The organism is Gaiella sp., from assembly GCF_035710885.1.
In the GTDB taxonomy this organism is placed as follows: domain Bacteria; phylum Actinomycetota; class Thermoleophilia; order Gaiellales; family Gaiellaceae; genus Gaiella.
This window is the reverse complement of the sequence record NZ_DASTCS010000051.1, coordinates 72,934-85,593: the sequence shown is the minus strand read 5'-3', so window position 1 is coordinate 85,593 and position 12,660 is coordinate 72,934. Positions and strand designations below refer to the sequence as shown.

Sequence of the window (12,660 nt, the reverse complement as noted above, 5' to 3'; positions counted from 1 at the left end):
GCCGTCCATCTCTCCCCACAGGCGGGAGAAGCCGACGAACGCGAGATTCGCCGCGTTGAGCATGATCTCGAGCGAGAGCAGGACGATGAGCGGGCTGCGCCGGAGGAGGACGCCGGAGATCCCGATCGCGAACAGGATCGCGGAGATGACGAGGTACCAGGGGACGTCGGGGCCGAGCACCTAGCGGACGGCCTCCCCCGCGTCGACCTCGACCTCGTCCTCGGCCTCCGAGCGCATGCCGAGCACGACGCCGCCGACCGCGGCGACGAGCAGCACGATCGACGTGATCTCGAACGCGAGCAGGTGGTCGGTGAGGAACAGGCGCCCGATCTCCGACGGCGTGCCGAACGCGCGGTCGATGTCCGCTTCGTCCGAGAGGCGGTCGCCGGCGTCGAGGAGGATCGCGACGAGCGTGACGGCGAGGAGCGAGGCCGCCGCGATCACCGACGCCGTCTGGATGAGCCGCGTGCCTCCGGCCCAGGGCGCGTCGGCGCGGCCGCCGAGGTACGCGATCACGAACAGGAACATCACCATCACCGCGCCGGCGTAGACGAGCACCTGCGCCGCGGCGACGAACTCGCCGGACGCGAGCAGATAGAGCACGGCGAGCGAGGCGAGGTTGCCGATCAGCGAGAGCGCCGAGGAGAACGGGTTCGACGCCGTCACGACGCGAAGGCCCGTCCCGATGCACGCCGCGGCGGCGAGCACCCAGATCACCCAGACCAGGAAGTTCTCCATCCGCTACGACTCGCGCTTGTACGCAGGGATCGGTGTGTCGAAGAGGTCGGGATCCTGCACAGGGATGCGCTTGATCGGCTCCGCGAGGAGCATGTCCTTCGTGTAGATCAGGTCGTCGCGCGAGTACTCGGAGATCTCGAACTCGTTGCCGAGCGTGATCGCGTCGAACGGGCACGCGAGCTCGCAGTAGCCGCAGAAGATGCAGCGCGAGAGGTTGATCTCGTAGATGCGGGCGTACCGCTCGCCGGCCGAGACGCGGTTCTCCGGAGTGTTCTCCGCGGCGACGACGCGGATGCAGTCGGACGGGCATGCGGCCGCGCAGAGCGAGCAGCCGACGCACTTCTCGAGCCCGTTCGCGTGGACGTGCAGCCGGTGCCGGCCGCGGAACCGCGGGTACACGGGCCGCTTGTACTCGGGGTACTGCTCCGTGATCGGCTTGCGGAAGATGTGCTTGAACGTGACGCCGAAGCCCTTGAGTGTCCCGAACGGCTGCATGTCAGCGGGTCACCCTAGATCCAGACCACCAGCAGCGCGGTGATCACCGCGTTCAGGGTGGCGACGGGGAGCAGGACCTTCCAGCCGAACCGCATCAGCTGGTCGTAGCGGAGCCGCGGCAGGGTCGTCCGCATCCAGATGAAGAAGAAGAGGAGCACGAAGAGCTTGAGCAGGAACCAGATCGGCCCGGGCAGCCACGGCCCGTGCCAGCCGCCGAGGAACAGCGTGACGGCGAGCGCGGAGAGCGTGATCAGGTTGATGTACTCCGACATCGAGTAGAGGCCGAATCGCATCCCCCCGTACTCGGTGTGGTAGCCGGCGACGAGCTCCTGCTCGGCCTCGGGCAGGTCGAAGGGCGCGCGGGAGGTCTCGGCCGTCCCGGCGAGGATGAAGACGACGAGCCCGACGACCTGCGGGATCGCGTACCAGACGTCGGCCTCCTGCGCGGCCACGATGTCGACGAGGGAGAGCGACTTGGCCATCAGCACGACGCCCAGCACGGAGAGCGCGAGCGAGACCTCGTAGGAGACGAGCTGCGCGCAGGTCCGCATCGAGCCGAGCAGCGCGAACTTCGAGTCGGAGGCCCAGCCGCCGATGATGAAGCCGTAGATCCCGATCGAGCCGACGGCGAAGATCAGGAGCAGCGCGATCGGCAGGTCGGCGACGTACCCGTTGACCTGGTAGCCGCCGATCTCCCAGCCCGGGCCCCACGGGATCACGGAGAAGGTGGTCAGGGCGGTGAACGCGGCGAGGAACGGCGCGACGATGTAGAGGACGTCGTTCGCAGCGGCCGGGAAGAAGCTTTCCTTGCGGATCAGCTTGACGAGGTCGGCGATCGGCTGGAGAAGCCCGTACGGGCCGACGCGGTTCGGGCCGTAGCGGAGCTGCATCCGTCCCATCACCTTCCGCTCCAGCAACGTCAGGTAGGCGAACCCGAAGAGGACGAGGTTGATCACGATCACGGACTTGATCAGCGCGATCCACCACGGCTCGCCGTTCGCGCCGGTTGCGGCCAGCAAGCTCACGACCGCACCACCTCGACGTCGAGATGGAGGTCGCCTGCGTGCTCCTCCGCCACCCGCGCGACCCCCTCCACGAGCCGTCGGTCGACCCGCGCGCGTAGCTCGACCGACGTCCCGTTCGAGCGCACGGCGACGAGATCGCCGGTCGCGATGCCGCGGCGGTCTGCGTCGACGGACGAGAGGGCGACCTCCCGCTCGGGGCGCTGGAACTGGAGCTCGGGGACCCGCTCCACCGCGTGCCCGGAGAACAGCGGCCGGAACCGGAGCAGGCGCAGCGTCCCGACGAAGTGGTCGGTGGGCTGGGCAGCCTGCGTCGGGCGTCCCTCGAGGACCGTGTCGCCCGGCCGCTCCGGCGCGACGTACGGGGTGCGCGCCGGCAGAGCGGCATGCTCGCCGAGCTGCTCGAGCGTCAGGCCGCCGTAGATCCGGTTCGAGAGCTCCTCGAAGACCACGGCCGCGTGCGGCGAGAGCGTGACGTCGAACCGCGCGGCGAGCTTCGACAGCCATGCCAGCTCGTCGGGAACAGGCGGCGGCACCGCGCGGCGGAGCCGTTGCACGCGCCCCTCGAGGTTCATCGACGTTCCCTCGCGCTCGAGCGCGGCGGTCGCGGGGAGCACGAGGGAGGCCCAGCCCACGGCGAGCGAGTGGAACATCGTGATCGCGATCACGGCGTCCGAGCGCTCTGCCAGGGCGCGCACGCCCGGGTCGGCCGCCGCCTCGTCGCCGGAGACGACGAGCACTCCGATCCGCTCGTGCTCGACCTCGTCCTCGTCGGCCGCGGCCGCCCACGCCTCGGCGACTCCGCGCGCGTTCGGCCGCGCAGGCAGATGGAAGACGCCACACCCGGGCTTGCTCTCGAAGCCGAGCGCGTGTGCCGCCTCCGCGAGCCGCGCGCCGCCGCCTCCGCCGATCCCCGACCAGACGAGCACCGCGCGATCGGAAGCGCGGAGTCTCTCTCCGAGAGCACTCGACGAGGCGACGAGCTGGTGGAGCGCGTCGGCGCTGCTGGCCAGCGGCGCCGGGACGCTGCCTCTGGCTCCGATCGTCACGATCTCGGCCCCTCCGCGGCGCGCCTTCCTCAGCCAGAGGTCGAGCACCGGCGCGCGGTCGACGACCTCGTCGTCACCCACGACGACCACGATCTCGGCCTCCCCGATCGTGGAGAGGGGCGCTCGGAACGCGTCGAGCGCGGCCGAGGTCGACTCGTCGAGCACCGCGGAGTGCGCGCCCAGGCCTCGACGCATCAGGACTCCGAGGCCGTAGGCGATCTCGGTCGTCTCCGAGCCGGAGAGCGCCGTCACGACGTTGCCTTCCGCCCCTCGCAGGAGCTCCTCCGCCCGGTCGAGGGCGACGTCCCAGCCGACCGGCTCGAGCCCGAGGTCGCCGCGCACGAGCGGTTCGCGCACGCGGTCGGAGGCCCGCAGGTACGGGAAGCTGAAGCGCCCCTTGTCGCAGATCCAGCCGCCGTCCACCTCGGGGTGGTTCCTCGACTGGACACGCTTGACCGCGCCCTCCCGGGTCGTGGCGCGGATGTTGCACCCCGCGGGGCAGAGCCCGCACACCGTCGGGACGTCCTGGATCTCCCACGGCCGCGCCTCGAACCGGTACTGGGTCGACGTCAGCGCCCCGACCGGGCACAGCTCGATCACGTTGCCGGAGAACGGCGCGCGGTACGGGTCCTCCTCGAACGTCGCGATCTCGGTGTACGCGCTGCGGTTGCGCGCGATCAGCTGATTGTCCTCGGCGACGTCGCTGGAGAAGCGCGTGCAGCGGTAGCAGAGGATGCAGCGCTCCCGGTCGAGCGCGATCAGCGGCGAGACGGGGACAGGCTTGTCGAAGGTCATCTTCGGGAAGCGCATCCGCGTCGACCCGGGCCCGTAGCGGAACGTCAGGTCCTGGAGCGGGCACTCGCCGCCCTTGTCGCAGACCGGGCAGTCGAGCGGGTGGTTGACGAGGATGAACTCGAGGGTCCCCTGCTGTCCGGTGGCGGCGCGCTCCGACGTCGCGGCGGTGCGCACGACCATCCCCTCCTGGGCCGCGAGCGTGCAGCCCGCTTGGAGCTTCGGCAGCCCCTCGATCTCGACGAGGCACATGCGGCACGCGCCGACGGGGGGGCCGAGCCGCGGCTCGTAGCAGAACACGGGGATCTCGATCCCGGCGGAGGCGGCGGTCTCGACGAGCCCCGTCCCCTTCTCCACCTCCACCTCGCGGTCGTCGATCGTGACCTTGATCAGCTCGCTCACGCCACGACCTCGAGCGGCCGGGGGATCTCGGCAGGGCCGACGTGCGCCTCGTGGACGTCGGTCGGCGCGACGATCCCTTCGAGGGAGGACTCCCCGTGGAACGGGCAGCCGCCCTCCTCGATGTGGGCGAGGTACTCCTCGCGGAACTTCGCGACGTAGCTCGCGACGGCGATCGCGTCCGAGTCCCCGAGCGGGCAGAGGCACGTGCCGTTGATGCGCTCGCCGACGTCGAGCAGGAGGTCGAGGTCGGCGTGCGTCCCGTGCCCGGCCTCGATCCTCTTCAGGATCTGTGTCAGCCAGCGTGTCCCGACGCGGCACGGCGTGCACTTGCCGCACGACTCGTGCTCGTAGAACTGCGATACGCGCACGCCGAGCTGCACCATGCAGCACCGGTCGTCCATCACGATCACGGCCGCCGACCCGATCATCGTCCCGGCCTGCGAGAGCGCATCGTAGTCGAGCGTCACCTTCTCCGCCTCGGCCGCGGTGAGGATCGCGGTGGACGACCCGCCCGGGATCACGGCTTTGAGCGTGCGCCCGCCCGGGATCCCTCCCCCGACCTCGTAGATCAGGTCCCGCAGCGGGAAGCCGTGGGGGAGCTCGTAGTTCCCGGGGCGCTCGACGTTTCCCGACAGCGAGAAGACGCGTGTCCCGGTCGAGGTCTCGAGCCCGAGCTTCGCGTACTCCGCGCCGCCCATCCCGATGATCGGCGGCACCGTGGTGATCGACTCCACGTTGTTCACGGCGGTCGGGGACGCGTAGAGCCCGGCGATCGCCGGGAACGGCGGCTTCGTGCGCGGCTGGCCGCGCTTGCCCTCGAGCGACTCCAGCAGCGCCGTCTCCTCGCCGCAGATGTAGGCCCCCGCGCCGCGGTGGACGACGACCGTCACGTCGCCGAGCAGCTTCGCCTCGCGCATCTGCTCGAGCGCCGAGACGAGGACCTCCCACTCGCGCTGGTACTCGCCGCGGATGTAGACGAAGACGTGCTTCGACTCGATCGCGCGCGCGGCGATCAGGCATCCCTCGAGGAAGCGGAACGGGACACGGAGCATGATCTCGCGGTCCTTGAACGTGCCCGGCTCCGACTCGTCGGCGTTGACGACGAGGTAGTGCGGCTTGGGCACCTGCTCGGGCTTCGGCACGAAGCTCCACTTTCGCCCGGTCGGGAAGAACGCGCCGCCGCGGCCTCGGAGGTTGGAGGCGTTGAGCTCCTCGACGATCTGGTCGGGCATCAGCTCGCGCGCGCGGCGCAGGGCGGCGAAGCCGCCGATCGCCTCGTAGGCGGGCAGCTCCGTGAGCGCACCGCCGTCGGTGCCTCCGAAGACGATCTCGGGCGTGCTCATTCCTCGAGCTCCTTCACGATCCCGTGCACGTCGCCCGCCTGCACGTGCAGCCGGTGGCGGTTGTCCACCGCGACGACGGTCGCCCACCCGCAGCCGCCGAGGCACTCGACCGTGCGCAGCGTGACGTTGCCGTCGTCCGTCGTCTCGCCCACGTGGACTCCGAGCGCACGCTCGAAGGCGTCGACCACGCCCTGAGCGCCCCGGAGCGCGCACGAGATGTTCGTGCAGACCTCGACCAGGTGCCGGCCGACGGGCTCCGTGTGCAGCATGTCGTAGAAGGAGGCGATCGAGAGGCAGTACGCCGGCGTGAGCTCGAGCGCGTCTGCGACCTCGCGCAGGGCCTCCTCCGGCAGCCAGCCGCCGTGCTGCTCCTGGGCGAGTTGGAGCGCGGGGAGCACCGCCGAGAGGGGCTCCGGATAGGCCTTCCGCATCCGCTGGATCTCGTCCTGGAGCGAGACGCCTGGAGTCGGGGACGGGGTGCTCACCGGTCGGCATCCCCCATCACGGGGTCGAGCGAGCCGGCGACCGCGATGAGATCCGCCACCGCGGTGCCGCGGACGCAGGTCGCGGTCGCCTGGAGCGCGGCAAAGCTCGGCGCGCGGAACTTGACCCGCCAGGGCTTCGGGCCGCCGTCCGAGACGAGATAGCAGCCGCACTCGCCGCGGGCGGACTCGACGGCGACGTAGACCTCGCCCTCGGGGACGAGATAGCCCTCCGTGACGATCTTGAAGTGGTGGATCAGCGACTCCATGGAGGTGTGGAGCTCCTCGCGGGGCGGCAGCACCACCTTGCGGTCGTCCGTGATCCACGGCGCGCCGCGCATCTCCTCGAGCCTCGTCACGCACTGGCCGACGATGCGCGCCGAGGCGCGCATCTCGTCCATGTGCACTTTGTAGCGGTCGTACACGTCGCCGTTCGGGTACACCGGCACGTCGAAGTCGACCTCGTCGTAGGCGAGGTAGGGCATGTTCTTGCGCAGGTCCCAGTCGACGCCGGATGCTCGGAGCATGGGGCCGGACTGACCGAGCGCGAGCGCGTCCTCGGCCGAGAGCGGACCGATGCCCTTCGTCCGCTCCAGCCAGATCTGGTTCCTGTCCAGGATCCCCTCGTAGTCGTCGACCGCCCTCGGCATGTACCTCGCGAACTCGCGCGCCTGGGCGTAGAAGCCCTCGGGAACGTCCTCCGCGAGCCCGCCGACCTGGAAGTAGCGACCGTGCATGCGGACGCCGGTGACCATCTCGAACAGGTCGAGCACCAGGTCCCGCTCGCGGAACGCGTACCAGAACATCGAGATCGCGCCGAGCTCGAGCGCGGACGTCCCGAGCCAGACGAGGTGCGAGTGGATGCGGTTGAGCTCGGAGAGGCACATCCGCATCCAGGTCGCCTTCTCGGGGGTCTCGAGGCCGAGCAGCTTCTCGATCGCCATCACGAAGACGAGCTCGTTCGCCTGGAACGCGACGTAGTCGATCCGCTCGGGGTACGTGATCCCCTTCCAGTACGTCTTGGACTCCATCGTCTTCTCGAAGCCCGTGTGGAGGTACCCGATCACGGCCCGGATGCCCGCGATGTGCTCTCCGTCGAGGTCGACGACGAGTCGCAGCACCCCGTGGGTCGAGGGGTGGTTCGGCCCGAAGTTGATCCGCAGGATGTCGTCGAGGTTGTGCTCGTCGGGGTCGATCTCGAGGATCGTCGGGCACGGCGACGGAATGCGGGTGCCCTCGTAGATCCGCGTCGCCGGCATCACGGCCATTTCGCCGTCACACCTCCCCCGAGAAGCGGACGGGCTCCCCGCCGAGCGGGTAGTCCTTGCGCAGCGGATGCCCTTCCCACTCGTCCGGCATCAAGATGCGGGCGAGGTTCGGATGGCCGCGGAACACGATCCCGAAGAGGTCATAGGCCTCGCGCTCGTTCCAGTCGGCGGCCGGCCAGACACCGATCACGGAGTCGATCTCCTGGCCGTCGTCCAGCCAGGCCTTCACGCGCACCCGCTCGGGCGAGTCGGAGACGCGAAGCAGGTGGTAGGTGACCGCGAACCGCTTCGGCTTCGGCTCGGGAACCCGCCGGTAGCCCTGCGATCCGGCCGCGTTGAGGTCGCGTCCGTCCGGCGTGCCGATGTATCCCGCCACCTCTTTGTCCCCCCAGCCGAGGTAGTCGACGCCGGCGATGTCGACGAGGACGTTGAAGCCCTCGGTGTCCCGCAGGTGGGTGCACGCCTCGATCATGCGGGCCGGGTCGACGACGAGCGTCGTCTCGCCGTGGGCCTCGAGCGTCTCGACGACGCCCGGGACGCCCGTGGGCGTCATTCCGCAACCCCGCGGATCTCGTAGGCCGGGGGCACGCCGGCGCGGATCTTCTCGTGCAGCCGGACGATTCCCTCCATCAGCGCCTCCGGCCGCGGGGGGCAGCCGGGCACGTGGATGTCGACGGGGAAGATCTTGTCGACGCCCTGGAGGACGGTGTAGTTGTTGAACATCCCGCCGGAGCTGGCGCAGGCGCCCATCGCGATCACCCACTTCGGCTCGAGCATCTGGTCGTAGACCTGACGGGCCGGCGCCGCCATCTTGTGCGTCATCCGTCCGGAGATGATCAGGAGGTCGGCCTGACGCGGCGACGAGCTGAAGCGCTCCATCCCGAACCGGGCGATGTCGTAGCGCGACGAGACGATCGACATCATCTCGATCGCGCAGCACGCGAGCCCGAAGGTGTCCGGCCACATCGAGCCCGACTGCGCCCAGGCGAGGGCCTTGTCGACGGTCGTCGTCATCAGCGCGTCCTCGACCGACTCGAGCTCCTGCTCGAACACGCCCGGCCCGCGGTCGGGCCAGAGGATCCGCTCGCTGCGGAGCCCCGCCTTCGCGGCGGGCCGGTCGGAGACGAGCGGCAGCATCCGTCTCAATGCCACTCGAGCGCTCCCTTGCGCCAGATGTAGACGTATGCGACGGCGAGGATCGCGACGAACACGAGGAACTCGACGAACCCGAACCACCCGAGCAGGTCGAGCTGCACGGCGAGCGGGTACAGGAACACGATCTCGATGTCGAACAGGATGAACAGCATCGCGGTGAGGTAGAAGCTGACGGTGAAGCGCCGCTGCTGCCCTGGTGCGTCCCTGGACACGCCGGACTCGAACGGGAGCATGCGCTCCCTGGTGCGGGAGCTTGGCCGCGTCGCGAAGACGAACGAGAAGAGGATCATCGACGCCGGGATGACGGCGGCGAAGACGGCGTAGATGACAAACGGGAGCCAGTCGGCGAGCACGCTTTCCTCGATCCCCGCCCGGGGTCGCTCGCGAAACCTACCACTCTGCTTCCGCCCTCACGAAAGGGAAGGCGATCCGGCTCCAAACGGTCGTTTTCGGTGTCACAAAGTCCGGGGGTCGCGCCGACTGGCCACTCGGGTACCATCAGGGCATATGGAGATCGCCGAGCGCCCCACCGAGACGCTGCTCGACCTCACGCCGCTCGCCGCGCAGAAGGTGCGCGAGCTCATGGCCGAGGAGCCGGACGCCGAGTCGCTCGTCCTGCGGGTCGCGATCCAGGGTGGCGGATGCTCCGGCTTCCAGTACGGGCTGGGCTTCGACTCGGGCGCCGCAGAAGGCGACCACGAGCTCGTGCTCGAGGGCGTCAAGATCGTCGTCGACCCGTTCAGCGCCCCGTACCTCCAGGGCGCGAAGATCGACTACCTGAACGGCCTCCAGGAGTCCGGCTTCAAGATCGAGAACCCGAACGCGGTCTCCTCCTGCGGCTGCGGCCACTCGTTCCAGGTCGAGGAGGGCGAGGAGCTCCCCGAGGGAACGCAGGTCGGCGGCTGCGGCTCCGGCTGTAGCCACTAAGGCACGCGAGGCACTGCCCGCGACGTGGCTCGAGCCAGAGCCTGCAACGTCCGTCCGCGCCCCTTTCGTACGATCGGCGCGTGACCGGCCTGCCTCTGCGCGTCGCCGTCGTCGGCTCCGGGCCGGCCGGGTTCTACGCCGCGTCGGCGCTCCTGGCGAGTGACGACCCGGTCGTCGAGGTCGACCTGATCGACCGGCTGCCGACGCCCTGGGGGCTCGTACGGCTCGGGGTGGCCCCGGATCACCCGAACATCAAGGCCGTCTCCCGCGCGTTCGAGAGGGTCGCGCGCGAGGAGCGTTTCCGCTTCCTCGGGAACGTGGAGTTCGGCCGCGACCTCACGCACGACGACCTCGCAGAGCACTACGGCGCGATCGTCTACGCCGTGGGCGCCCAGACCGACCGCCGGCTGGGCATCCCGGGTGAGGACCTGCCCGGTTCCTGGCCCGCGACGGCGTTCGTCGCCTGGTACAACGGACACCCGGACTTCCAGCACCTGGAGTTCGACCTCTCGCACGGGCGCGCGGTCGTGATCGGGAACGGCAACGTCGCGCTCGACGTCGCGCGCATGCTCGCCCTGACGCCGGAGGAGCTGGCCCCGACCGACACGACGGACGCCGCGATCGAGGCGATCAACGCAGCGGGCGTGAAGGAGATCCTCGTCCTGGGGCGCCGCGGGCCCGTTCAGGCGGCCTGGACTCCCGTCGAGGTCGGCGAGCTCGGCGAGCTGGCCGGTGCCGACATCCTCGTCGATCCGGCCGAGCTCGAGCTCGACGATGCGAGCGCGGCCGAGCTCGAGGCCGCGGCGCCCACCGTGAAGCGCAACGTCGAGCACCTGCGCGCCTACGCCGCTCGCGAGCCCGAGGGGAAGCCCCGGGCGATCCGGCTCCGGTTCTTCGCGTCGCCGGTCGCGATCCTCGGTGACGAGAAAGTCGAGGCGATCGAGCTCGTCCGGAACGAGCTCGTCGACGGCCGCGCCGTGGCGACCGACGTCCGTGAGGTGGTCGAGTGCGGGATCGTCTTTCGGAGCGTCGGCTACCGCGGCGTGTCGCTGCCGGGCGTCCCGTTCGACGAGGGCTCCTGCGTGGTGCCCAACGAAGGCGGACGCGTGCTCGGGGATGACGGAGCGCCGCGAGCGGGCGTCTACTGCGCGGGCTGGATCAAGCGCGGCCCCACGGGCGTGATCGGGACGAACAAGAAGGACGCCACCGAGACGATCGAGCGACTGCTCGAGGACGCGCGCGCCGGCAAGCTCCAGCCGGGTCTGGATGCGTCGGCGATCGACGAGCTGCTCGCCGGCCGTGGCGTCGCCGTGGTCACCCAGACGGGGTGGGAGGCGATCGACGCCGCCGAGCGCGCCGCCGGCGAGCCGCAGGGCCGCCCGCGGGTGAAGCTCGGCGAGTGGGACGAGCTGCTCGAAGCGGCCGGCCTCGACCCGATCGCGCGCTGAATCGAGATCGGTGTCAGACACCGACCTCTGTCAAGAGCAAACCGTGCCGATTGTGTGTCGGTTGCCCCACAGGCCGCGCACGGCACAGGTGCTGCGGCCGTGGGCTGGACCGGGGTCCCTCGGGACAGGTCCGCTCGTGACCACTTGACAGGATCCGGTGTCTGACACTGGCCTTTCCGCCACACGGCTAGACTCGTCGCGTGAGCGAGACGGCGGAACGCCAGGTGCTCTGGGGCGGCGAGACGGCGAAGGCCGTGGACAACTTCCCGGTCTCCGGTGAGCGGATTCCCGTCGCAGTCGGTCACTGGCTCGGCCGCATCAAGGCCGCTGCCGCCCGCGCGAACGCGGAGCTCGGGCTGCTCGACCCGGACGTGGCGCAGCGGATCGCATCCGCCGGCGACCGGATCGCGGTCGGCGAGTTCGACGACCAGTTCCCGATCGACGTCTTCCAGACCGGCTCCGGCACGAGCTCGAACATGAACGCGAACGAGGTCATCGCGAGCCTCGCCGGCGAGGACGTGCACCCGAACGACCATGTGAACATGGGCCAGTCGTCGAACGACGTGTTCCCGTCGGCCGTGCACCTCGCGGCGCTCGACCGCGCGGTCCACGACCTCGTCCCCGCCCTCGAGCAGCTCGCACACGCCCTCGAGACGAAGGCGGAGGAGTTCGACGACGTCGTCAAGTCAGGGCGCACGCACCTGATGGACGCCGTCCCCGTGACGCTCGGCCAGGAGTTCTCCGGCTATGCGGCCCAGGTGCGCCAGGGGATCGCACGGATCTCGGACGCGTTCCCGCGCCTCGGTCAGATCCCGCTGGGCGGCACTGCGACGGGCACCGGCCTCAACACCCATCCCGAGTTCGCCGCCAGGGTGCGTGAGCTGCTGCACGAGTCGACGGGCCTGCCGATCTCCGCTCCGGCCGACCCGTTCGAGTCCCAGGCGGCCCGCGACGGCCTCGTCGAGGCCTCCGGTGCGCTCAAGGTCGTCGCGGTCTCCCTGACGAAGATCGCCAACGACCTCCGTCTGATGGGCTCAGGCCCTCGCGCCGGCCTCTCGGAGATCTTCCTGCCGGAGCTCCAGAAGGGCTCGTCGATCATGCCCGGCAAGGTCAACCCGGTCATCCCCGAGGTCGTCACGCAGGTCTCTGCGCAGGTGATCGGGAACGACACGGCGATCACGATCGGCGGCATGAACGGGCACTTCGAGCTCAACGTCTACGTGCCGCTGATCGCCAGGAACCTGCTGCAGTCGATCGACCTGCTCGCGAACGTGTCGCGCCTCTTCGCCGAGAGGTGCGTCGCAGGCATCGAGGCGAACCGCGAGCGGAACGAGCAGTACGCGGAGGGCACGCTCAGCGCCGCGACCGCACTCAACCCGTTCATCGGCTACGACAAGGCGTCCGAGATCGTGAAGGGCGCGGTGGCGTCAGGCCGGTCGCTGCGCGAGGTCGCGCGCGAGGCGGGCGTGGAGGAGAGCGTCCTCGACGAGGCGCTCGACTACCACAAGATGGCCAAGCCGCACGGCTGAGCCCGCCCTG

At 70.0% G+C, this 12,660-nt stretch carries 14 protein-coding genes; 3 read left to right on the top strand and 11 right to left on the bottom strand.

Features of this window, described 5'->3' with window-relative positions:
• From nuoK to VFO26_RS12715, 11 genes are all read right to left on the bottom strand, one after another.
• On the bottom strand, positions 1-180 hold a 180-nt coding region (nuoK, locus tag VFO26_RS12765; protein WP_325115386.1), incomplete at its 3' end, for an NADH-quinone oxidoreductase subunit NuoK.
• Positions 181-738: an NADH-quinone oxidoreductase subunit J gene (locus tag VFO26_RS12760; RefSeq protein ID WP_325115385.1), complete on the bottom strand. Its 558-nt coding sequence runs from the start codon at positions 736-738 to the stop codon at positions 181-183.
• A 3-nt stretch (positions 739-741) separates the two neighbouring features.
• Positions 742-1,233: an NADH-quinone oxidoreductase subunit NuoI gene (gene nuoI / locus VFO26_RS12755; RefSeq protein ID WP_325115384.1), complete on the bottom strand. Its 492-nt coding sequence runs from the start codon at positions 1,231-1,233 to the stop codon at positions 742-744.
• A 14-nt stretch (positions 1,234-1,247) separates the two neighbouring features.
• Positions 1,248-2,249, bottom strand: coding sequence for an NADH-quinone oxidoreductase subunit NuoH (gene nuoH / locus VFO26_RS12750; protein WP_349259085.1), 1,002 nt, complete (start codon positions 2,247-2,249; stop codon positions 1,248-1,250).
• Between the two features lie 5 nt (positions 2,250-2,254).
• Positions 2,255-4,498 carry a molybdopterin-dependent oxidoreductase gene (locus tag VFO26_RS12745; RefSeq protein ID WP_325115382.1) on the bottom strand — a complete coding sequence of 748 codons (2,244 nt, stop codon included), beginning with the start codon at positions 4,496-4,498 and terminating at the stop codon, positions 2,255-2,257.
• On the bottom strand, positions 4,495-5,841 hold the full coding sequence (gene nuoF, locus VFO26_RS12740) for an NADH-quinone oxidoreductase subunit NuoF (protein WP_325115381.1): 1,347 nt from the start codon (positions 5,839-5,841) through the stop codon (positions 4,495-4,497). Before nuoF ends, VFO26_RS12745 begins: the two co-directional genes overlap by 4 nt.
• Entirely contained in the window at positions 5,838-6,326 is a 489-nt protein-coding gene (locus tag VFO26_RS12735) for an NAD(P)H-dependent oxidoreductase subunit E (RefSeq protein WP_325115380.1), read from the bottom strand. The genes nuoF and VFO26_RS12735 overlap by 4 nt, the downstream gene beginning before the upstream one ends.
• Positions 6,323-7,567 (bottom strand): NADH-quinone oxidoreductase subunit D, encoded by a 1,245-nt coding sequence (locus VFO26_RS12730; protein WP_414653094.1) that lies wholly within the window; start codon positions 7,565-7,567, stop codon positions 6,323-6,325. The genes VFO26_RS12735 and VFO26_RS12730 overlap by 4 nt, the downstream gene beginning before the upstream one ends.
• 31 nt (positions 7,568-7,598) lie before the next feature.
• On the bottom strand, positions 7,599-8,144 hold the full coding sequence (locus VFO26_RS12725; RefSeq protein ID WP_325115378.1) for an NADH-quinone oxidoreductase subunit C: 546 nt from the start codon (positions 8,142-8,144) through the stop codon (positions 7,599-7,601).
• Complete coding sequence (locus tag VFO26_RS12720) at positions 8,141-8,605, bottom strand: NADH-quinone oxidoreductase subunit B (RefSeq protein ID WP_414653093.1); 465 nt, start codon at positions 8,603-8,605, stop codon at positions 8,141-8,143. The genes VFO26_RS12725 and VFO26_RS12720 overlap by 4 nt, the downstream gene beginning before the upstream one ends.
• 128 nt (positions 8,606-8,733) lie before the next feature.
• Positions 8,734-9,099, bottom strand: coding sequence for an NADH-quinone oxidoreductase subunit A (locus VFO26_RS12715; protein ID WP_325115376.1), 366 nt, complete (start codon positions 9,097-9,099; stop codon positions 8,734-8,736).
• A gap of 154 nt (positions 9,100-9,253) precedes the next feature.
• Between VFO26_RS12715 and erpA the strand changes: the two genes are divergently transcribed.
• From erpA to VFO26_RS12700, 3 genes are all read left to right on the top strand, one after another.
• Entirely contained in the window at positions 9,254-9,673 is a 420-nt protein-coding gene (erpA, locus tag VFO26_RS12710; protein WP_325115375.1) for an iron-sulfur cluster insertion protein ErpA, read from the top strand.
• Between the two features lie 80 nt (positions 9,674-9,753).
• A complete protein-coding gene (locus tag VFO26_RS12705) occupies positions 9,754-11,121 on the top strand; it encodes an FAD-dependent oxidoreductase (protein WP_325115374.1) in 1,368 nt (455 codons plus the stop codon).
• A gap of 200 nt (positions 11,122-11,321) precedes the next feature.
• Positions 11,322-12,650, top strand: coding sequence for a class II fumarate hydratase (locus tag VFO26_RS12700; RefSeq protein ID WP_325115373.1), 1,329 nt, complete (start codon positions 11,322-11,324; stop codon positions 12,648-12,650).
• Positions 12,651-12,660 lie beyond the last annotated feature (10 nt).